General features: G+C 70.3%; 20 protein-coding genes and 1 pseudogene. 16 read left to right on the top strand and 5 right to left on the bottom strand.

Going from position 1 to position 21,162, the window contains the following annotated elements:
• Window positions 1-161: 161 nt before the first annotated feature.
• Window positions 162-1,436, bottom strand: a complete 1,275-nt coding sequence (locus ACFTZL_RS10540; RefSeq protein ID WP_382580165.1) for a sulfite oxidase — start codon at window positions 1,434-1,436, stop codon at window positions 162-164.
• A 531-nt stretch (window positions 1,437-1,967) separates the two neighbouring features.
• Between ACFTZL_RS10540 and ACFTZL_RS10535 the strand changes: the two genes are divergently transcribed.
• From ACFTZL_RS10535 to ACFTZL_RS10525, 3 genes are read left to right on the top strand one after another with little or no spacing between them, the layout of a single operon-like run.
• Entirely contained in the window at window positions 1,968-2,831 is an 864-nt protein-coding gene (locus ACFTZL_RS10535; protein WP_382580163.1) for a DUF1684 domain-containing protein, read from the top strand.
• A complete protein-coding gene (locus ACFTZL_RS10530) occupies window positions 2,828-3,895 on the top strand; it encodes an LLM class flavin-dependent oxidoreductase (RefSeq protein WP_382580161.1) in 1,068 nt (355 codons plus the stop codon). Before ACFTZL_RS10535 ends, ACFTZL_RS10530 begins: the two co-directional genes overlap by 4 nt.
• A gap of 4 nt (window positions 3,896-3,899) precedes the next feature.
• On the top strand, window positions 3,900-4,412 hold the full coding sequence (locus ACFTZL_RS10525) for an AAA family ATPase (RefSeq protein WP_382580159.1): 513 nt from the start codon (window positions 3,900-3,902) through the stop codon (window positions 4,410-4,412).
• Window positions 4,413-4,475: 63 nt separating this feature from the next.
• Here the strand turns inward: ACFTZL_RS10525 and ACFTZL_RS10520 are convergent, their stop codons facing one another.
• From ACFTZL_RS10520 to ACFTZL_RS10505, 4 genes are all read right to left on the bottom strand, one after another.
• Window positions 4,476-5,852 (bottom strand): NtaA/DmoA family FMN-dependent monooxygenase, encoded by a 1,377-nt coding sequence (locus ACFTZL_RS10520; RefSeq protein WP_382580157.1) that lies wholly within the window; start codon window positions 5,850-5,852, stop codon window positions 4,476-4,478.
• A 22-nt stretch (window positions 5,853-5,874) separates the two neighbouring features.
• Window positions 5,875-7,077 (bottom strand): LLM class flavin-dependent oxidoreductase, encoded by a 1,203-nt coding sequence (locus ACFTZL_RS10515; RefSeq protein WP_382580155.1) that lies wholly within the window; start codon window positions 7,075-7,077, stop codon window positions 5,875-5,877.
• Window positions 7,078-7,153: 76 nt separating this feature from the next.
• The gene (locus ACFTZL_RS10510; protein WP_382580153.1) at window positions 7,154-7,303 is read right to left on the bottom strand and encodes a putative leader peptide; all 150 of its coding nucleotides are present in this window, start codon (window positions 7,301-7,303) and stop codon (window positions 7,154-7,156) included.
• Complete coding sequence (locus ACFTZL_RS10505) at window positions 7,300-8,046, bottom strand: GNAT family N-acetyltransferase (protein WP_382580151.1); 747 nt, start codon at window positions 8,044-8,046, stop codon at window positions 7,300-7,302. The genes ACFTZL_RS10510 and ACFTZL_RS10505 overlap by 4 nt, the downstream gene beginning before the upstream one ends.
• A 378-nt stretch (window positions 8,047-8,424) precedes the next feature.
• Between ACFTZL_RS10505 and ACFTZL_RS10500 the strand changes: the two genes are divergently transcribed.
• From ACFTZL_RS10500 to ACFTZL_RS10440, 13 genes and pseudogenes are all read left to right on the top strand, one after another.
• On the top strand, window positions 8,425-9,000 hold the full coding sequence (locus ACFTZL_RS10500) for a winged helix-turn-helix domain-containing protein (protein ID WP_382580150.1): 576 nt from the start codon (window positions 8,425-8,427) through the stop codon (window positions 8,998-9,000).
• A 13-nt stretch (window positions 9,001-9,013) separates the two neighbouring features.
• On the top strand, window positions 9,014-10,243 hold the full coding sequence (locus tag ACFTZL_RS10495; protein ID WP_382580148.1) for an acyl-CoA dehydrogenase family protein: 1,230 nt from the start codon (window positions 9,014-9,016) through the stop codon (window positions 10,241-10,243).
• A gap of 411 nt (window positions 10,244-10,654) precedes the next feature.
• On the top strand, window positions 10,655-11,671 hold the full coding sequence (locus ACFTZL_RS10490) for an ABC transporter substrate-binding protein (RefSeq protein WP_382580146.1): 1,017 nt from the start codon (window positions 10,655-10,657) through the stop codon (window positions 11,669-11,671).
• A gap of 5 nt (window positions 11,672-11,676) precedes the next feature.
• Window positions 11,677-12,513, top strand: a complete 837-nt coding sequence (locus ACFTZL_RS10485; RefSeq protein WP_382580144.1) for an ABC transporter ATP-binding protein — start codon at window positions 11,677-11,679, stop codon at window positions 12,511-12,513.
• A complete protein-coding gene (locus ACFTZL_RS10480; RefSeq protein WP_382580142.1) occupies window positions 12,510-13,472 on the top strand; it encodes an ABC transporter permease in 963 nt (320 codons plus the stop codon). The genes ACFTZL_RS10485 and ACFTZL_RS10480 overlap by 4 nt, the downstream gene beginning before the upstream one ends.
• A 100-nt stretch (window positions 13,473-13,572) precedes the next feature.
• On the top strand, window positions 13,573-14,928 hold the full coding sequence (locus ACFTZL_RS10475; RefSeq protein WP_382580140.1) for an LLM class flavin-dependent oxidoreductase: 1,356 nt from the start codon (window positions 13,573-13,575) through the stop codon (window positions 14,926-14,928).
• Window positions 14,925-16,529, top strand: a complete 1,605-nt coding sequence (locus ACFTZL_RS10470; protein WP_382580139.1) for an FAD-dependent oxidoreductase — start codon at window positions 14,925-14,927, stop codon at window positions 16,527-16,529. The genes ACFTZL_RS10475 and ACFTZL_RS10470 overlap by 4 nt, the downstream gene beginning before the upstream one ends.
• Window positions 16,526-16,894, top strand: coding sequence for a 4Fe-4S dicluster domain-containing protein (locus ACFTZL_RS10465; protein ID WP_382580137.1), 369 nt, complete (start codon window positions 16,526-16,528; stop codon window positions 16,892-16,894). Before ACFTZL_RS10470 ends, ACFTZL_RS10465 begins: the two co-directional genes overlap by 4 nt.
• 80 nt (window positions 16,895-16,974) lie before the next feature.
• The gene (locus ACFTZL_RS10460; protein ID WP_382580135.1) at window positions 16,975-17,874 is read left to right on the top strand and encodes a TauD/TfdA dioxygenase family protein; all 900 of its coding nucleotides are present in this window, start codon (window positions 16,975-16,977) and stop codon (window positions 17,872-17,874) included.
• A 120-nt stretch (window positions 17,875-17,994) separates the two neighbouring features.
• A complete protein-coding gene (locus ACFTZL_RS10455; protein WP_382580134.1) occupies window positions 17,995-18,705 on the top strand; it encodes a VanZ family protein in 711 nt (236 codons plus the stop codon).
• 68 nt (window positions 18,706-18,773) lie between these two features.
• Window positions 18,774-19,493: a response regulator transcription factor gene (locus tag ACFTZL_RS10450; RefSeq protein ID WP_382580132.1), complete on the top strand. Its 720-nt coding sequence runs from the start codon at window positions 18,774-18,776 to the stop codon at window positions 19,491-19,493.
• On the top strand, window positions 19,486-20,616 hold the full coding sequence (locus tag ACFTZL_RS10445; protein ID WP_382580131.1) for a sensor histidine kinase: 1,131 nt from the start codon (window positions 19,486-19,488) through the stop codon (window positions 20,614-20,616). The genes ACFTZL_RS10450 and ACFTZL_RS10445 overlap by 8 nt, the downstream gene beginning before the upstream one ends.
• 136 nt (window positions 20,617-20,752) lie before the next feature.
• Window positions 20,753-21,162, top strand: a pseudogene (locus ACFTZL_RS10440) (DNA-directed RNA polymerase subunit alpha); the annotation flags it as partial.

Here is a 21,162-nt window from a genome sequence, read left to right as displayed (position 1 = left end):
GAAGGCATTCAAAGATCCGCATGAGGTCCGAACCTAACGACAGGTCAAAACATGGTCAAGGCAGGCCGCTTCGCTTTACCGTGCCCGCAACAACACTTTCGTGCCCATGCCATGCACCCGTTACATTCCGGCGGCATCGACTTCTACGCGACGGCTGCCGGTCACACCACGCTGACCGGATGCCGCACCGCCGCGTCGAACAGGTAGCCCTGTGTGTTGGGCACCGCGATGTCCGGCTGAGTGCGGCCGGCCGTGTCCGCGGCGCGGGCCAGCAGGTGGGTGGCGCCGGGTGCGTCGGGCTGCCAACTGACGGACCATCGGGTCCAGCTACCGGTGCGGGGCCGGTCGTGCAGGCGGGCGGGCCGCCAGTTCGCCCCGCCGTCGGTGCTGACGTCGACCCGGGCGACGGTCCCGGCCCCCGACCACGACCGTCCGTGCAGCACGTGCCTCCGCCCCGCGGTGAACGTGGCCCCGCTCGCCAGCTCGAAGGCGCTCTTCGTGGCCTGCCGGGTCAGCGGCGCGCTGCCTCCCTCCGGATGGGCGGGCCCGAACAGCCGGTAGAAGGTGGTGTTCCAGGGCGAGAAGAGCGGCTGCGCGGACACCTCGATGTCGCCGACCCACTTGATCGACGCGATCCCCACCCAGGACGGCACCAGCACCCGCACCGGGTACCCGTGGTCGTACGGGAGCGGCTCGCCGTTCATCTCGTACGCGAGCAGTACGTCGTCCAGTGCCTTGGATAGCGGAAGCGGACGGCGTACCCGGCCCAGGTTCTCGCCGCCGCTGACGTACTCGGCGTCCAGGCCACGCGGCTGCACGTCCACGGCGTACGGGGAGAGTCCGGCCCGGCGCAGTACGTCGGCCAGGCGCACCCCGCGCCAGCGTGCGACGCCGATCGCGCCCAGGGTCCACGAGGTGCCGCTGACCGTCTCGCCCTGCTGGGTCGTGTAGTAGGAGCGGCCGTTCCCGGCGCACTCGACGAAGGCGGTCCGGGTGACGGCCGGCAGGGTGCGCAGATCGTCGTACCCGAACTCCACCGGCCGGTCCTCGCCCGGGGTGCCGCGCAGCCCGCTCCCCCACAGCCGCAGCCGCCAGTCGTCGGCCTTCAGCACGGGGGTGGCGGTGTGGTTGCGTACGAAGAACAGCTCGTTGGGGGTGTGGTGGCCGGTGCCGCGCAGTGCCTCCCAGCGGGTCTCGGCGTTGGTGCCGCGCTGGATGAACCACTCGGGCGGCAGGGGCTTGACGATCGGTGCGTCGGCCGCGTGGGCGAGCCGCGGGGCGCCGAGTGCGGTCCCGGCGGCGGTGGCGGCGAGCAGGGTGAGCAGCCGACGGCGCGTGACCCCGTCGGCCCTGGCCTCACCGGCGAGCCACTGGCGCAGCCTTCGGCGGTCGTAGTCGGTTTCGTGGCGGTGACCGGCGGGGGTGGGTGAAGGCATGGCGGGTCCTCGTCATGGGCGAAGGAGCACGACAGGGGCTCTACAGCACAACGGGTGTGTGCGGCACGGTCGTTGACGGAGTCGTCGGGGGCGCGCGATCAGCCGGTCGTCCGACACAGCGCGGCGGCCACGCGGACGAGGTCCACGGCGCGGCGGCGGGTCAGGGGCTCCGACAACGGCATGGCGGGATGCAAGCACGCGGGTCCGAGGGTGTCAACGGAGCGTCCTCGTCGGCGCGCCACCCACCATGCGTCCACCGGGTGTGACGCCCGGCCGATCTGGTGCGTTGCCGCCCGCGTGTGGTTACCTGGCTGCATGACCGTGCTCGTGACCCGCCGCCACGTCGATTACGTGCGTGTCACCACCACGGGCTGTTCCGCCGTGAGCTGACGCCTCGCTCCGGCTTCCGACCCGCATTTCCTCCACCGCATCACGCTGACCGCTGCCCTGTGCGGGTACGGGCACGGCCGCCTGTCCAGCGGTGTCCTCACGCTTGCCGTCTTCTCTGCCCTCAGCACAGGGAGTACCGCCATGAGCCAGCCCATCGACTCCGTCACCGCCGGCCACACCCCCGAGGACGCCCCCAGCGCCATCGACACCTTCGCCGCCGCATGGGAGGCATGGCATCAGCGGAAGGACTCCGCCCTCGCCCATGAACACGGATTCCTCGCCGTCACCGGCCTGCACTGGCCGACCACCGACCCCCAGCGCTTCCCCGGCGTACCCGGCACCTGGTCGACGGGCGACGACGGCGTCACCGTCGTGCTCGGAGAGGGGGAGGAACTCGTCATCGACGGCACCGCGGTGCACGGACGGCACACGTTCGGTGTCATCCCGGAACGCGGTGGCATCACCGCCGTCTGGGGCGACGCGGTGATCGAGATCGCCAGACGCGGCGGCCACGACGTGATCCGGCCACGGCACCCGGAGCATCCGCTGCGTACCGCGTTCACCGGGACGCCCGCGTACGCACCGGACCCGCGGTGGGTGGTCACCGGCACGTACACGCCGTTCCCGGAACCGCGGCCGACCACCGTGGGCGCCGCCGTCGAGGGACTGCGGCACGTCTACGACGCACCCGGCAGGATCCGCTTCCGGATCGACGGCCGGACGCTGGGCCTGACCGCGTTCAACGGGCCCACACCAGGCAGCCTCATGGTGCTGTTCACCGACGCGACCTCCGGCGTGACCACGTACGCGGCCAATCGCGCCCTGCGGATCGACGCACCCGGACCCGACGGCACCGTGGTGCTGGACTTCAACCGTGCCACCAACCTTCCGTGCGCCTACACCGACTTCGCGACCTGCCCGCTGCCGCCGGGCGAGAACCGGCTCCCGGTCGCGATCGAAGCCGGTGAACAGATCCCGCACGAGCGGAAGCCGGTCGCGCAGTGAGCTCCTCGCCCCTCCCCCGGATCCGCTCGCTGTCGTTCCTGACGCCGGGCAACTACGCGGACGACGACCCGTCTGCGGGTCTCGAGGCCACCCTGCGGCTGTTCGAGTACGGCGAGCGCACGGGGTTCGACGGTGCCTGGGTGCGGCAGCGGCACCTGGAGCACGGAGTGTCCTCGGCGGCGGTGTTCCTCGCCGCCGCGGGCCAGCGCACCGAGCACATCGAGCTGGGCACCGCCGTGATCCCGATCGGGTACGAGAACCCGTTCCGGCTCGCCGAGGACCTCGCGCTCGCCGATGCGCTCTCCCGCGGGCGGCTGCAGATCGGTTTCAGCACGGGAATGCCACATGCGGACCTGATGGCACAACTGGTCCATGACGGCGACTGGCGCACCTTCGACCTGTCGTACGGCCGTATCGCCCGGGTGCGCGACCATCTGCGCGGACGCCCCCTGGGCAGTGCGGACACGGTCATCCAGACGCCGGGCGGCGCCCAGCGGCCACGCCTTCAGCCGTACAGCCCCGGGCTGGCCGACCGCACCTGGTACGGAGCCGGCAGCCTGCGATCGGCACGGTGGGCGGGCGAACAGGGGCTGAGCATGCTCAGCGGGAACATCGTCTCCGGCGAGGGCACCGACGACTTCTCCACCGCGCAGTCGGCACTGATCCGCGAGTACCGTCGCCTGCTCGGGCCGGAGCGACCAGGACGGGTGGCGATCGGCCGGGTGATCGTGCCCTTCGACAGCGCGGATGCGGTGACCCGACGCCGCTACCGCGCCTACGCGGCGAGCCGCCACGAGCGGACCCTCGCACCGCAGGGGGCCAAACGCACCCTGTTCGCCCCCGACGTGGTGGGGACGTCGGAGGAGATCCTGGAACTGCTGAGCTCCGACGCCGCGCTCGCGGACGTGTCGGAGCTGCGCCTGGAACTGCCGTACGAGTTCGAACCGGGCGACTACGAGCAGATCCTGCACGATGTGCGCCACCACATCGCGCCCCGGCTGGGCTGGCGGCCTGCCAGGGACCACGGTCAGCGCATCGTCGCCCGGTCGCAGGGGGCAGGATGACTCCGTGCTCGTCGTGATCGGCGGTCTGCCCGCCACCGGAAAGACCACGCTCGCCCGCCTGCTGGCGGCGGAGATCGGCGCGGTCCACCTGCGCGTGGACACCATCGAGCAGGCACTGGCCCGGTCCGGACCGGCCCGGCATCCGGTCGGTCCGGCGGGCTACGTCATCGGGTACGCCTTGGCCGAGGACCATCTGCGGCAGGGCCTGACCGTGATCGCGGAGTCGGTGAACCCGCTGGCGGTGACGCGGGACGCCTGGCGTGGCGCGGCCGCACGGGCGGGTGTGCCCTCCGTCGAGGTGGAGGTCGTCTGCTCCGATCCGGTCGAGCACCGGCGGCGGGTGACGTCGCGGTCGGTCGACATCCCGGACCTGCCGCTGCCCGACTGGCAGCAGATCCTCGACCGTAAGTACGAGCCGTGGGACCGGGACCGGGTCGTCGTCGACACCGCGGGACAGGATCCGGAGGCGTCGGCGGCCCTGCTGCTGCGGGCCGTGTTGTCGGCGGCCCGCCGGTGAATCCGGGTAGCGGTGCCCACGCTTGACGAGGGTCAGCGCCCGGTCCTCCCTAGGAATCACCCTTCATGACGCCACCCGCTGCTCCCCCGGTACGTCGTCCGGGTGGGCGAGGCCGAGCTGGTGTCGGAGGGTCGGGCCCTCGTACTCGGTGCGGAAGACGCCCCGTTCCTGGAGCAGCGGGACGACCTTGTCGGCGAACTCGTCGAGGCCGCCCGGGGTGATGTGCGGGACGAGGATGAAGCCGTCACTGGCGTCGGCCTGCACCAGCTCGTTGATGGTGCGGGCGATCGTGTCCGCCGAACCGATGAAGTTCTGCCGGTTGCCGGTCTCGATGACCAGTTCGCGGATCGACCAGTTGTTGGCCGCGGCGAGCTCGCGCCACTCGCGGGCGGTGGCCAGCGGGTCGCGGTACATGCGGACCTGGGCGCGGCCCTTGGAGATGTGGTTGTCGCCGACGTCGGGGTCGATGTCGGGGAGCGGCCCGTCCGGGTCGTAGGAGGACAGATCCCTGTTCCAGACGAACTCCAGGTGCTTGATGGCGGTGGCACCGCTGACCTGCTGGCGGCGCACCACCTTGGCCAGCTCCTCCGCCTCGGCATCGGTGTCGGCGAGCGTGAAGGTGGCGGCGGGGAGGATCAGCAACTGGTCGTGACGGCGGCCGTACTTGGCGAGGCGGTTCTTGACGTCCGTGTAGAAGGCCTGGCCCGTTTCGAGGGTGGCGTGCCGGCTGAAGATCGCGTCGGCCTCGGAGGCGGCGAACTCACGCCCCTCCTCGGAGTCGCCCGCCTGGAAGACGACCGGGCGGCCCTGCGGGGAGCGGGGGACGTTGAACTGGCCGTGGATGTCGAAGTGCTGTCCGGTGTGGACGAAGGCGCCCGCCTTGGCATCCCGCAGGAACGTGCCGGTCTCCTGGTCGGCCAGGATCTCGTCGCCGTGCCAGGAGTCGAAGAGTTCGTTCGCCGTGGCCAGGAACTCCTTGGCCCGGGAGTAGCGCTCCTCCTGCGGCAGGAAGCCGCCGCGGCGGAAGTTCTCGCCGGTGAAGGCGTCCCACGAGGTGACGACGTTCCAGGCGGAGCGGCCACCGGAGAGGTGGTCCAGGCTGGCGAACTGGCGGGCGACCTCGTAGGGCTCGTTGAAGGTGGAGTTGATGGTGCCGGTCAGGCCGAGGTGCTCGGTGACGGCGGCGAGCGCGGCGAGGACGGTGAAGGTGTCGGGCCGGCCGACGACGTCCAAGTCGTAGATCTTCCCGCCCTGTTCACGGAGCCTGAGCCCTTCGGCGAGGAACAGGAAGTCGAACTTGGCGCGTTCGGCGGTCCGCGCGAATTGTGCGAAGGAGCTGAATTCGACGTGGCTGCCGGCCCGCGGGTCGCTCCACACGGTGGTGTTGTTGACGCCCGGGAAGTGGGCGGCCAGGTGGATCTGCTTCAGCGGCTTGCTCATGATGGTCGTCTCTCCGTCCGGCTCAGGCTGCGACGTAGCGGTTGGCGGGGCGGGTGAGGCCCAGCAGCCCGCGCAGGGTGTCGGCCTCGTAGGTACGGCGGAAGGCGTCGCGGCGCTGGAGTTCGGGCACCAGGCCCTGCGTGATCGCCGGAAGGTCGTGGCCCACGACGGCGGGGCGCAGCCGGAAGCCGGTCAGGCCAGCCGTCTGCAACTCCTGGAGATGATCAGCGAGTTGGGAGGGCGTGCCGGTGAAGATCGGGGCGTCGCTCGTGTAGGCCTGTCCCGCGAGGGCGTCGAGGCGCTCGCGGCGGGCTGCGGCCTCCGCGGGGTCGTCGTCCAGGAAGACCACGAGGTCGCCGAAGATGTGCAGGGGTTCGTCGGCGCGACCGGACGCCTCCTGCTCGGCGCGGATCTCGGCGACGACGGCACGGGCCTGGTCGGTGTGGTGCGGGGTGACGTAGCCGATGTCGGCGGCGCGGGCCACGAGCCGGTAGGGAATGGTGTCGTGGGCGAGGGCAGTGACGATCGGCTGGCCCTGAGGCGGCCGGGGCGTGATGGACGGGCCCTTGACGCTGAAGCGCCCTCCGTCGAAGTCGATGTAGTGAAGCTTGTCCCGGTCGATGAAGCGGCCGGTGGCGGCGTCCCGGATCTCGGCGTCGTCCTCCCAGCTGTCCCAGAGGCGGCGCACCACCTCGACGTGGTCGGCGGCCTCGTCGAAGAGGTCGGTCACCACCTCCCGCGCGGCGGGGCTGTCGTAGGCCTCGATGCGCGGGACGGTGCGGCGGCCGAAGTGCGCGGCCTCGTTCGGCCGGGCGGTGATCTGCACACGCACGCCGGCGCGGCCGGTGCTGACGTAGTCGAGAGTGGCGATCGCCTTGGAGATGTGGAACGGCTCCGTGTGGGTGGCTACCACCGTCGGCACCAGGCCTATGTGCCGGGTCAACGGTGCCACGCGGGAGGCGATGAGTACGGCGTCGAGCCGGCCGCGCACCTGGTCGGTGCGCTCGTCCGGGTCCAGCCAGTGGGAGGACTGCGGCCCGAGACCGTCCTCGATGGTCACGAAGTCGAGCAGCCCCCGCTCGGCCTCGGCGACCAGGTCGGCCCAGTAACGGGCGGTGAACAGGTGCCGGGGGCGGGCCACCGGCTCGCGCCAGGAGGCGGGATGCCAGCCCGTGCCGTCCAGGGCGACGGCAAGATGCAGGGAAGAAGGGGGAGTTGAGGACACGAGTCAGCGCCTTCCTTGAAGTCCGCGACGAAAACGCCGGCTCCTCACATGAGGGCGACGGCGGTGAAGGAACGAGTCAGGAGCAACAGAGCGCGCCGGCCACGCGCTGGAGATCGATGTGCGGCCGGGAGTGGAGATGGACGGCGTGGAATATGTGCGTCACGTCCGCCGCCTCCGTCCGTCGGGTCGCGCGCTTCGGCGCCTCGCACACCTCGTCGTCAGTCACAACGCCTGCACCTCGCGCGATGTTCCCGGGCTGCGGACCAGCAGGATGGGCGAACGGCGGCGCAGGGTGAAGCCGATGGACTCGTACAGCCGGATCGCCTGCACATTGCCGGCGGCGGCGTGCAGGAACGGGACGTCACCGCGGGCTCGGATGCCCGCCGCGACGGCGCGCACGAGGCGCGTGCCCAGACCGCGGCCGCGATGCTCCGGGTCGGTGCAGACGGCGCTGATCTCCGTCCAGCCGGGTGGCCGGATCCGCTCGCCGGCCATGGCGATCAGCCGCCCGTGGTGCCGGATGCCGAGATAGGTGCCCAGTTCGACGGTGCGTTTCAGGAAGGGGCCCGGTGCGGTGCGGGCGACCAGGTCGAGGATCTCGGGGACGTCGTCGGGTCCGAGTCGTACCGCTTCCGGGGCGGGCCGGACACGTAGTGCGGTGTCGACGAGCTGGACTCCCAGACCGCCGCCGACGACATCCCACCCGGAGGGGACCTCTTCGACCGGCTTGACCCGTACGACGGTTCCGGGACCGACGAGCTCGTGCAGGTCGGCCCAGGCGGCCGGGTCGGCCGGATCGGCGAGGGCGGCGAAGTCGTAGACGTCGCAGGGGTAGCGGGCGGCACGGCCGAGCCGTTCGGCGAATCGGGCGTGCGGGCCGGCCAGTGCGGCCCAGACGGCGTTGTCCAGAGGGTGCGTGCTCGGGTCGGCCAGGGCGTCGCCACCACGAACGTCGATCGAATGTGTCACGGAGGCGGAGTCCTTAGAGGTCAGCGGGTCGCCTCACCATGTCTAGCAGGCAGTTGAGGGATAGATCATTGCAGGTGCATGAATTTCGGGTCCGGCCACTGTGGCCTTCCCTACATTTCCCATCGATTTACTAGGGAAGCGTTGACGGCTCACCCGGCGGGTGCGCAGGATGATGTACATGTCCCACACGCAGCAACGACTCGTTCGTCGTCGGCATGTCGACTTTGGTCACGTCGTCAGCGCCCCCTGCTGTCGTAGGTGAGGCACGCGGCTCACACCCAGCGCGTGCCGCTCCGCTCCTTCTCTCTTCGCCCAGGTGCTCAGGCGCATCCACCCGCCGCACCTGATGGCCCGACGCACTTCTGAAGGACGACCGCCATGACCACGGCACTTCCGGCCCAGGCCATTCCGTCGGATTCCCCGCTCCCCGACCTACGCCGTCTCCGACTCGTGGGCGACACCGCTCAGGAAGGCGACGGGCGAAACGGTTCCGCACCCCTCGTCGGCTACCTCGTGCTCGTCCCCGAGGGCACCGACCCCGCCCAGCTCTTCGCCGAGGACGTGACACGGCCGGAGATCCGGCCGGTCGCCTACACGGACTCACCTCCCCCGCACCGGACGGGAGCGGGAGGCAGTGGCGTCCGCATCGATCCCGCGCGCCGTGTCGCCGAGCTGGACGGACGCCAACTCGACCTCACCTACCTGGAGTTCGGGCTGCTGGCGCATCTCGTGCGGCATCCCCACCAAGTGCATTCGCGCGAGCAGTTGATGGCCGGCATCTGGGGCTACGACCACATCGGCGACGGCCGCACCGTGGACGTCCACATCGCGCGCCTGCGCCGCAAGCTCGGCGCGGCTCACCGGCACCAGGTCGTCACCGTGCGGCGCGTGGGCTACAAGTACGTGCCCGACCAGCAAGAGCGCACCACCACCGCAGCTTGCCGCCGACCCTGAGGAGACCACCACCATGGGCGTTGCCACTGCGCCGGCCGACCCCGCCTCGGCATCCGAACGGACCGGGCCAGGCCGTGCGCACTGGCTGCGCGTGGCCCGCGAGACGGCGGACGACCTGGCCACGGACGCGGTGGCCAGGGAGCAGGCAGGCAAGGCCCCCTTCGACGAGGTGTCCCGGCTGCGCGAGTCGGGCCTGCTGACCCTCCTCGTGTCGGCCGAGCTCGGAGGAGGCGGCGCGGAGTGGCCCACGGCCTACGCCGTCGTCCGGGACATCGCCGCCGCCGACAGTGCGATCGCTCAACTCCTGAGCTGTCACTACTTCCTGTCGTGGAGCGCCCGGTTCCTCACCGAGCCCGCTCTCGCCGCAGAGATCGAGCGGCGGTCCGCGGCGCAGCAGTGGTGCTGGGGCGGTGGTGTCGCACGCCAGGACCTGCCTCTGGCGCTGGCCAGGACAACGGGCGGCTATGTGCTCGACGGCCGGCAGAGTTACGCCACCGGGGTCCTGGTCGCCGACCGGCTCGTCGTGCGTGCCGTACGGCCCGATACCGGCGAACCGTTCGCCGTCGCGGTCGATCCCGCCCGTCACGGCGTGAGGATCGACGGCGACGCCGACCCGTTCGGCCAGCGGCTCGCGGCCGGCGGGAGCGTGGAGTTCGACGGCGTACTGATCGCCGCCGAGGACGTACTCGGATCCCTGTCCGCGGACGAGGACGTCCTGTCGCCCCTGACCGCACTGGCCTCGCCGGTCGGCCGGCTCCTGTCCGTCCAGCTCTGTCTCGGCATGGCCGAGGGAGTGCTCGCCGAAGCCCGTGACTACAGCAGGACCGGCCACTCCCCCTGGCACCCGGACTGGCCCGTCGGCTCACCCCAGGACCCCCAGGTGCTGACCGCGTACGGGGAACTCACCGTCCTCACCCGCGCCGCCTCCGCACTCACCGACCAAGCACAGGAAGCCGTGCACGGCGGGCTCATACGGGGCGAGGAGATCACCTACGACGAGTACGCGGAGATCTCCGTGCTCGTCGCCATGGCCGAAGCGGCCGCGTCCAAGGCCGCGCAGGAGACCACCGCCCGAGCCCTCGACATCATCGGCGTCCGCTCCGCGTCCGCACGGCTGGGCTTCGACCGCTTCTGGCGCAATGCCCGGACCCACACCCTGTACGAGCCCGTCACTCACCGGCTCCGCGACGTCGGCGACTATTTCCTCAGCGGTGGGCACCCTCCGTTCATCCTGCCCGTCTGACCCCGGCCCGGCCGGACAATTGTGAACGCTGTGCTTCACTCCCATGTCGGGCAGTTCAGAGAATGAGATGTATGCGCAAGCGACATTGACGTGGCTGGTTTTCGCTGCAACTCTCTTGGCTGTGAGCCATTCCGAGAAACTAGCCGCGCGCCTGCACGTCGACTTGCGACGCCAGGCCAGCGCCATCTGTGCCGTCGGCTTCTGAGCCCCTGACGGGCACCTCTCACGCGCTCCATTTCACATTCAACTGTCGCGTCCTCCGCTGCTGCCGTAGACGCTGAACTCCTCGCAGCTCTTCCGGCGAGGTCCCTCTTCCGCCGTCCGTCGCGGCTTCGCTTGCTGTCCTGTTGAGGACCGCACGCGGTCCTGACCATGGACGGTTTTCCCCATTCCCTTGAACAGGACCCTTTCATGGCCACTACGGCATCGAACCGACGCCAATTTCTCTCTCTGCTCGGTCTTTCGGCGGTGGCCGTGAGCTGCGGTACGACCGCCGGCGCCTCCTCCGGCAAGGGCGGGACCAAGACGCTGCGCTATCAGGGCTGGGCGGGTCAGGTCACTCTGCCGGAGCTGGCCGAGGACCTCGGCTATCTGGAGGACGTGAAGCTGGACTGGGTCGGCAACACCATCAGCGGGCCGCAGGACATCCAGTCCGCGGCGACCGGCCAGGTCGACTTCGGTGGCGCGTTCAACGGAGCGGTCGTCAAACTGGCCGCGAACAAGGCCCCCATCAAGGCCGTCATCAGCTATTACGGCGCCGACAAGTACGCCTACAACGGCTTCTACGTCCTCAAGGACAGCCCCATCCGCTCGGCCCGGGACCTCATCGGCAAGAAGATCGGGATGAACACCCTCGGCGCCCACTCCGAGGCCATGCTCGACATCTACCTCCAGCGGGGCGGCCTGTCGCAGTCGGACATCGGCAAGGCCGAGCCCCTGGTCGTCCCGCCGGTCAACACCGAGCAGACCCTGCGCCAGAAGCAGATCGACGTGGCCGTACTCGGCGGCCTGCTGCGCGACAAGGCCCTGGCCACCGGTGGCATCCGCCCGCTGTTCACCGACTACCAGCTGCTCGGCGCGTTCAGCGCCGGCACCTACGTGATGACCGACCGGTTCCTCAACCAGAACCCCGACACCGCGCGCATCTTCGTCACCGGCATCGGAAAAGCCATCGACTGGTCCCGTTCCACTCCACGCGAAGAAGTCATCGCCCGGATGACCGACATCGTGAAGAAGCGCGGCCGCAACGAGGACCCCGCACCCCTCAAGTACTGGCAGTCCTTCGGTGTCGCCGAGAAGGCGGGCCGCATCACCGGCAAAGAACTCAAGCTGTGGGTCGACTGGCTGACCGAGCGCGGCGACATCAAAAAGGACCAGGTCACCTTGTCGGACCTCTACACCAACAAGTACAACGCCAGCGGGAGCTGAACCTCATGCCGGAATCCAGCACACCCAAGATCGAGTTCGAGAACGTCACGAAGGAATTCACCGTAAAGGACCGGAAGGGGGCTCGGCAGACGACCCGGTTCACCGCACTCGACGGAATCGATCTGCAGATAGCGGACGGCGAATTCGTTGTCCTCGTCGGTCCCAGCGGCTGCGGAAAGTCGACCCTGCTGGATCTCCTCGGCGGTCTCACCCGGCCCACCGGCGGACGCATCCTGCTCGACGGGCGACCCATCACCGGGCCCGGCCTGGACCGAGGCATCGTCTTCCAGCAGTACGCCCTGCTGCCCTGGCGCACCGCGCAGGGCAACGTCGAGTTCGGCCTGGAAGCAACCGGCGTCCCCCGACGCCAACGCGCCCAGCGCGCCCGGGAGTTCCTCGACCTCGTCGGCCTCACCGGCTTCGAGGAGCGCCACCCGCACGAGCTGTCCGGCGGAATGCGCCAGCGCGTGGCGATCGCCCGCAGCCTCGCCTACGACCCCGATGTGCTGCTGATGGACGAGCCGTTCGCCGCGCTGGACGCCCAGACCCGCGAGTCGCTCCAGGACGAGCTGCTGCGTATCTGGCAGCGCACCGGCAAGACCGTCGTCTTCATCACCCACGGCATCGACGAGGCCGTCTACCTCGGACAGCGCGTCGCCGTCATGACGTCCAGGCCGGGCCGCATCAAGCAGATCGTGCCGGTAGCCCTCGGCTCCCGTGACGCGACGGACGACCTGCGCTCCAGCCCCGAGTTCGCACACCACCGCCACGAGATCTGGTCACTGCTGCACGACGAGGTCGCCAGGGCCCAGCAATTGGAGAAGGAGGCGGCTGCCGTATGAGCCCCACGACCGGAACGACCGCCGTGGACACCACGACGCCGGACACTGTGAGCACCACCGGGCCGGCTCCGGCCCCTTCCTCTGCCGAGTCCACCGCCACGTCCGCTGCGTCGCCACCAGCGGGCGCATCGCCGGAGACGCAGCGACACGTTCGCTCCACGGCTGCCCGTATCCGCCGGGTGACCCACCGGCTGCCGAGTCTGCTGGTGAGCGGAGCCACCAAGTCCGCGGCGATCGTGGCTCTGTTGCTGCTCTGGGAGACCGCGCCGCGCCTGGGGCTGGTCGACCGCACGTTCCTGCCGCCGTTCAGCGAGGTCGCCCGCGCCTGGTGGGAACTGGCGGTCGACGGCCAGCTCGCCGACAACGCCCGCGCCAGCCTGGTCCGCTCCTTCAGCGGGTTCGGCCTCGCCGTGCTCGTCGCCGTGCCGCTCGGCCTGCTGATCGGCTGGTACCGACCCGTGGCCGACCTCCTCGGCCCGCTGCTGGAGGTCTTCCGCAACACCGCCGCACTCGCCCTGCTGCCGGTGTTCGTACTGCTCCTCGGCATCGGCGAGACCTCGAAGATCTCCATCGTGCTCTACGCGTGCACCTGGCCGATCCTGCTCAACACCATCAGCGCGGTCCGGGGCGTCGACCCGACCCTGCTGAAGCTGGCGAAGTCGATGGACCTGTCCGCGCCCAGGCTGTTCCAGAAGGTCATCCTGCCCTCCGCGGTACCGGTCGTCTTCACCGGCATCCGGCTGGCCGGGGCAGTCTCCATCCTCGTCCTGGTCGCCGCCGAGATGATCGGCGCCAAGGCGGGCCTCGGCTATCTGATCAACGCCTCGCAGTACAACTTCGCGATCCCGCAGATGTACGCCGGCATCGTCACCATCTCCGCCATCGGAGTGGCCTTCAACCAGCTCCTGGTCGCAGTGGAACGACGGCTCAGCACCTGGCGGCTCCCGTCCGACGGCTGACCTCGGCCCGCTCCCCCTCCCCCCTCACCGCCGTCCGGTCTGTCGCACTGTCCCGCTCGTCTCCCGCTCTCAGTCCCACGCTCCCGATCCGAGGAACCTCATGACCGCGACCAGCCCCAGACGCCTGCATCTCAACGCCTTCCTGATGAACGCCGGCCACCACGACGCCGCCTGGCGGCACCCCCGTACCCAGCCCGAGCGGGTCACCGATCTGCGCTACTTCCAGCAGCTCGCGCGGACCGCCGAGCGTGGCCTGTTCGACTCCGTGTTCCTCGCCGACGGCCTCGCCCTGTGGGGGAAGGTCAGACACAACGTCCTGGGCGGCTTCGAACCGCTCACCCTGCTGTCGGCCCTGGCGGCGGTCACCGAACACGTCGGCCTGATCGCCACCGTCTCCACCACCTTCAACGAGCCCTTCCACACCGCCCGCAAGTTCGCCTCCCTGGACCACATCAGCGGAGGCCGGGCCGGCTGGAACATCGTCACCTCCGGCACCGTGAACGAGGCCCGCAACTTCGGTCAGGACGAGCACCTGGAACACGGGCTGCGCTACGAGCGGGCACGGGAGTTCGTCGAGGTGGCCACCAAGCTGTGGGACAGCTGGGAGGACGACGCGATCCTGCTCGACCGGGAGCGCGGCGTCTACGCCGACACCGACAAGGTGCGGGAGATCAACCACCGCGGGGAGTACTTCGGGGTGCAGGGCCCGCTGAACGTCCCCCGCACCCCGCAGGCTTACCCGCTACTGGTGCAGGCAGGCTCGTCGGAGGACGGCAAGGAGTTCGCCGCCCGGTACGCCGAGGCCGTCTTCACCGCCCAGCAGACCCTGGCCGACGGCCAGGCCTTCTACAAGGACCTCAAGGCACGGCTCGTCCGCTACGGCCGCACCGAGGACCAACTGCTGGTGCTGCCGGGCATCGCCCCGGTCATCGGCTCGACGGAGGCCGAAGCCCGCGTGCTGGAACAGGAGCTGACGGAGCTGCAGGTGCCCGAGTACGGGCTCGCCCAGCTTTCCGCGATGCTCGGCACCGATCTCACCGGGCTGCCGCTGGACGGGCCGCTGCCCGAGCTGCCCGAGGAGCGGGACATCAACGGCAACAAGAGCCGTTTCACGCTCGTCGCCGAACTCGCCCGCCGCGACGGCCTCACCTTGCGCGAGCTCATCGCCCGCCTCGGTGCCGGCCGTGGCCACCGGGTGTTCGCCGGCACCCCGGAGCAGGTGGCCGATCAGCTCGAGGAGTGGTTCACCCAGGGTGCCGCGGACGGATTCAACATCATGCCGCCCCATCTGCCGGGCGGCCTGGAGGACTTCGTCGACCACGTCGTACCCATCCTGCAGCGGCGCGGCCTGTTCCGCACCGAGTACACCGGCCGCACCCTGCGCGAGCACTACGGCCTGCCCCGCCCCGCCAACCGGCTGGCCGCTGCGGCCGTAGGAGAAGGGCGGTCCGTATGACCGGGCTGGAACTCACCGCCGACGTCCTGGTGATCGGCGGCGGCCCCGCAGCCACATGGGCCGCGCTCAAGGCGGCTCAGGACGGAGCGGATGTCGTCCTCGCCGACAAGGGCTACTGCGGCACCAGCGGCGCCACCGCCTCCGCCGGAACCGGTGTCTGGTACGTCCCCCCGGAGCCCGCGGCGCGGGAGGCGGCCATGGCGAGCAGAGAGGCACTGGGCGGATATCTGGCCGACCGGCGCTGGATGACCCGCGTGCTGGACCAGACGTACACGGGCGTGAACGAGCTGGCGGCGGCCGGACGCTACCCGTTCCCCACAGGACCGGACGGACAGCAGCTCAGGAACGGCCTGCAGGGGCCGGAGTACATGCGCAGAATGCGTATCCGCGTCCAGCGCGCCGGGGCACGCGTCCTCGACCACAGCCCCGTCACCGAACTGCTCACCGACCCCTCCGGGGCGGTCGCCGGGGCCAGGGGCCGTCGGCGCCAGGCCGGGGAGCCGTACCGGGTGCGGGCCGGGGCGGTCGTCCTGGCCACCGGCGGCTGCGCGTTCCTCAGCGGCGCGCTCGGCTGCAACGTCAACACCGGCGACGGAGCGCTGTTCGCCGCCGAGGCGGGCGCGGAGCTGTCCGGAATGGAGTTCTCCAACGCCTACGGCATCGCGCCCGAGGGGACCTCCGTCACCAAGACCGCGTTCTACTCCTTCGCGACCTTCTACCACGAGGACGGCACGGTCCTGGAGGGCGCGGCCAGCCAGGGCGGCCGGTCCGTGATCGCCAAGGCACTGCTCAGCGAGAAGGTGTACTGCCGTCTGGACCGGGCGGACGCCGCGGCCCGGAAGGCGATGCGGCTGGCCCAGCCCAACTTCTTCCTCACATTCGACCGGCTCCGCATCGACCCGTTCACCCAGCTCTTCGCCGTCACGCTCCTCGCCGAGGGCACCGTGCGCGGCACCGGCGGGATCCGCATCGCCGGCGACGACTGCTCCACGACCGTCCCCGGGCTGTACGCGGCCGGTGACGCGGCGACCCGCGAGCTGATCTGCGGCGGCTTCACGGGCGGCGGCAGCCACAACGCCGCCTGGGCCATCGCCTCCGGCACCTGGGCAGGCCGGGGCGCGGCCCGCCATGCCCGCACGCTCGGAGTCCGCGCCGGTACGAGGCGCCTGGTGGCAGCGGGCGGGGCGGGGCTCCGCCCCACCGGGACTCCGGGTCCGGCCGACGGCTTCCGTGCGATCGTCGCCGCGGTCCAGGGCGAGGTGCTCCCGTACGAGAAGAACTATCTGCGCCACGGCGACCGGCTCACCGCCTCGATGAAGGTGCTCGACCGTGTGTGGGAGGAGTCGCGTGCCTCCCTGCACGCCGGGAGCGGGGACACCGTCCGGGCCAGGCAGGCCGCGGCGATGGCGGCGCATGCCCGCTGGATGTACGCCTCGGCGCTGGCGCGCACCGAAACCCGCGGTATGGCCAAACGGCTCGATCACCCGGCACAGGACCCCGAGCAGCATCACCGCATCGTCACGGGTGGCCTCGACCGGGTATGGACCCGCACCGAGCCCCTGCCGGCCGCACCGGCGGCACCGCTGGAGGTGGCCTCGTGATCGAACTGGTCTCGGCGGAGCGCTGCATCACCTGCGACAAGTGCATCAAGGTCTGCCCGACCAACGTCTTCGACCGCGGTGAGGACGGCATCCCGGTGCTCGCCCGCCGCGACGACTGCCAGACCTGCTTCCAGTGCGAGGCGAACTGCCCGGCCGACGCGCTGTACGTCGCACCCCTGACCAGCCCGCTGGCCGCCGACTCCACCGCGCGGGACGAGGAGACCCTGGACCGCACCGGCCTGCTCGGCAGCTACCGCCGGCACATCGGCTGGGGGCAAGGCCGCACCCCCGGCGCGCTCCGGGCCGTCGGCCCTGCCCTGGGACCGCCGGGATCCAAGGGAACCTCCCCGCCGATCACGTCCTGATGACCTTCCGGCGGTTCACCGCTCCACCGTTCATTTCCCGCGTCACATCCCGAATGAATTCCCGAAAGGAAGACCCGCACATGACCACCAGCACCGGCTTCGACATCCGCAGGATCGGCGGCCGCATCGGCGCCGAGATCCTCGGCGTGGACCTCTCCGGCGACCTCGAGCCCGCCATCGTCACCGAGATCAACTCCGCCCTCCTCGAACACAAGGCCCTCGTCTTCCGCGACCAGAACCTCGACGACGCCGGCCAGCTCCGCTTCGCCTCGCTCTTCGGCGAGCTCACCACGGCGCACCCCACCGTGCCCTCCGTCGAAGGCCAGCCCCAGATCCTGCCCGTCGACGCCGATGAGGGCATCCGCGCCAACCAGTGGCACACGGACGTCACCTTCGTCCGCACACCCCCCAAGGCCTCCACGCTGCGCAGCATCGTGGTCCCGCCCTACGGCGGCAACACCCTCATCGCCAACTCGGCCGCCGCCTACCGGGACCTGCCCGAGCCGCTGCGCGAGCTGGCCGACAAGCTGTGGGCCGTCCACACCAACGACTACGACTACGCCGCCCCGAAGAACGAGAAGGCCGCCGAACACCGCAAGCGGTTCGTCTCCCGCAAGTACCGCACCGCGCACCCGGTCGTCCGCGTCCACCCCGAGACCGGCGAACGCGGCCTGTTCATCGGCGGCTTCGCCCAGAGCCTCGTCGGCCTCAGCCCCTCCGACTCCCGCGACCTGCTGCGCATCTTCCAGGCCTACGTCACCCGCCCCGAGAACATCGTGCGCGTCACCTGGACACCGGGCGACCTCGTCCTCTTCGACAACCGCATCACCCAGCACTACGCCCCCGACGACTACGGCGACCTCCCCCGCCTCCTCCACCGCGTCACCGTCGCGGGCGACATCCCCACCGGCATCGACGGCACCCACAGCCACGTCCTCGAAGGAGACGACGCCTCCCACTACACACCCACGACCTCCTGAACCACCCGGGCCGCCGGGAGGAGCGAGACCCCTCTCGGCGGCCCGCCCGGACCGGGCGTATCGCAGGCGTATCGAAATCCGCATACGCCACGGCAACGGTCCTCCGCTTCCAATGAGTGCATGAATCACGACCTTTCCCTGGCAGCACCGCGACGCCGCACGCTCAGGATCGTGCTCCTCAGCCTGGCGGTCCTCGGCTCGGTGAGCGCCGCGTTCGTCGTGCGGGGGCCGCTCATGATGTCCGCTCCGATGTGCATGGCCGGGCGGTGGCACGGCTGCTTCGACACGTTCAACGGCGTGGTGCTCATGACGTTGGTCGCGCTGCCGTTGGCCGTGCTGGTGGCGTGGGCCCTGGCGCGCCGTCGGCGTGCCGCCGGCGTCGCATCGGCGTGGCGGATGTCGCTGGCCGAGGTGGGCATGGTCCACGGGACGGTGCCGTTCCTGTGGCTGACCATGATGCCGGGCGGCGATCCCGGCATCGCCCCCGCCCGGGTGAGCCTGGTGCCGCTGCGGGATCTGGTCACGATGGGGCCGCTCGGGATCGTCGGCAACCTGCTGGTCTTCGCGTCGCTGGGGTTCTTCGCCCCGATGCGGTGGGCGGCCCTGGCGTCCGTGCCACGGATCCTGGCGCTCGGGGCGGGCTGCTCGGTGCTGGTCGAAACCGCACAGTACGTCCTGCGCCTCGACCGGGTGTCCTCCGTGGACGACGTACTGGTCAACGCCGCCGGTGCCGTGCTGGCCGGGCTGGCGTCACGCCGCTGGTGGCGCGCCACCGCCCAAACGCCGTCGGAGCAGCCTCGCCCCGCGCAGGCACCGACACCGGCGGGCTGAGTCGCTCGCCCGGTATGCACATGTCGTCGCATACGTCGGCGATATGTCGTGCTGCTTAGGCTTCGGACATGCGTGTACTGATCGTGGAGGACGAGCCCTACCTGGCCGAGGCCGTCCGTGACGGTCTGCGGCTGGAGGCGATCGCCGCCGACATCGCCGCCGACGGCGACTCCGCCTTGGAACTGCTCAGCGTCAACTCCTACGACCTCGCGGTCCTCGACCGCGACATCCCCGGCCCCTCCGGGGACGAGGTCGCCCGGCGCATCGTCGCCTCCGGCAGCGGCATCCCGATCCTCATGCTCACCGCGGCCGACCGGATCGACGACAAGGCCTCCGGGTTCGAGCTCGGCGCCGACGACTACCTCACCAAACCGTTCGAGCTGCGGGAGCTCGTCCTGCGGCTGAGGGCGCTCGACCGCAGACGCGCGTACGCCAGGCCCCCGGTCCGCGAGATCGCGGGTGTGCGGCTCGATCCCTTCCGCCGGGAGGTCTTCCGCGACGGACGCTACGTCGCGCTCACCCGCAAACAGTTCGCCGTGCTGGAAGTCCTCGTCGCCGCCGAGGGCGGGGTCGTCAGCGCCGAAGAGCTGCTGGAACGGGCCTGGGACGAGAACGCCGACCCCCTCACCAACGCCGTGCGCATCACCGTCTCCGCACTGCGCAAACGGCTCGGCGAACCATGGGTCATCGCCACGGTGCCCGGCGTCGGCTACCGGATCGACACCGGTATGGACACCGGTATGGACGCCGGTATGAACACCACTCGTCCCGGCGGCACTCATGAATAGACGCCCTGGGCGCAGCGCCCGGCTGAGGCTCGCCCTCAGCTATGCCGGATTCCTCTTCGTCGCGGGCACTCTCCTGCTGGCCGTCATGTGGGTGTTCGTGCTGCGCTGGCTGCCGACTCACGACGCCAGGTCCCTCCAGAACACGTTCGGCGCCGTGATCATCGACGGACCCAACCGCTCCGACCTCCTGCGCGGTTTCGCCCCCGCCGCGGCCACAGCGCTGGCCTTCCTGCTCGTGTTCGGCCTGCTGGGAGGATGGATCCTCGCCGGCCGGATGCTCGCGCCCCTCACCCGGATCGCGGACGCGGCACGGACGGCCGCGAACGGATCGCTGTCCCACCGGATCCGTCTGCAGGGCCCCGAAGACGAGTTCCGCGAACTCGCCGACGTGTTCGACACGATGCTCGAACAACTCGAATCCCACGTCGCCGAACAGCAAAGGTTCGCCGCGAACGCCTCCCACGAGCTGCGCACCCCGCTCGCGATCTCGCGGGCCCTCCTCGACGTCGCCCGCAACGACCCCACGCGGGACCAGGACGAACTCATCGAACGCCTCCACTCGGTCAACACACGGGCGATCGACCTCACCGAGGCTCTTCTGCTGCTCAGCCGCAGCGACGGCAAGAGCTTCACCCGCGAGCCCGTCGACCTCTCCCTCATCGCCGAAGAAGCCGCCGAAACGCTGCTTCCCCTTGCCGAGAAGCGCCAGGTCACGCTCGAGGTCACCGGCGAGACCACGCAGACCGTCGGCTCAGCGGCGCTCGTCCTGCGGATGGTGACGAACCTCGTCCAGAACGCCGTCGTCCACAACCTCCCCGCCGGCGGCACCGTGACGATCCACACCGAACCAAGGCACGACGCGAGCGTGCTGCGGGTCGAGAACACGGGTCATCCGCTCCCACCGGAACTGGTACCGACCCTCACCGAACCCTTCCAGCGCGGAACAGAACGCGTACGCACCGACGAGCACGCCGGCGTCGGCCTCGGGCTGGCCATCGTGCACAGCATCGTCCGAGCCCACGACGGGACCCTCGACCTCACACCCCGCCCCACCGGCGGCCTCCTCGTGACGATTCGACTTCCCGGCACGCGGCAGGCATTCTCCCCGGGCGGGGCCCACTAGCCCGTGTCCTTGCCCCTGCGCGACCGCCGCTGTGGTGGAGGCGACGGGCGGTTCGGCGTCAGAGGAGACCCGATGGCCCGTACCCTTCGTCTACGGCGTCACATAGCGGGCGCGAAACCACTGGAGGCAACACCCCGTGCTGATTGCTCAGCGTCCATCCCTGGCCGAAGAGGTCGTCGACGAGTTCCGTTCCCGGTTCGTGATCGAGCCGCTGGAGCCGGGCTTCGGTTACACCCTCGGCAACTCCCTCCGCCGGACTCTGCTGTCCTCGATCCCGGGTGCGGCGGTCACGTCCATCCGTATCGACGGTGTCCTGCACGAGTTCACCACCGTGCCGGGCGTCAAGGAGGACGTCACCGACCTGATCCTCAACATCAAGCAGCTCGTCGTCTCCTCGGAGCACGACGAGCCGGTCGTGATGTACCTGCGCAAGCAGGGCCCGGGTCTGGTCACCGCCGCCGACATCGCGCCCCCGGCCGGTGTCGAGGTGCACAACCCCGACCTGGTCCTCGCCACGCTCAACGGCAAGGGCAAGCTGGAGATGGA

Source organism: Streptomyces sp. NPDC056948, assembly GCF_042674225.1.
GTDB lineage: Bacteria > Actinomycetota > Actinomycetes > Streptomycetales > Streptomycetaceae > Streptomyces > Streptomyces purpurascens.
Note: the sequence above shows the minus strand (reverse complement) of the source record. Positions and strands in the feature narration are given on the sequence as shown.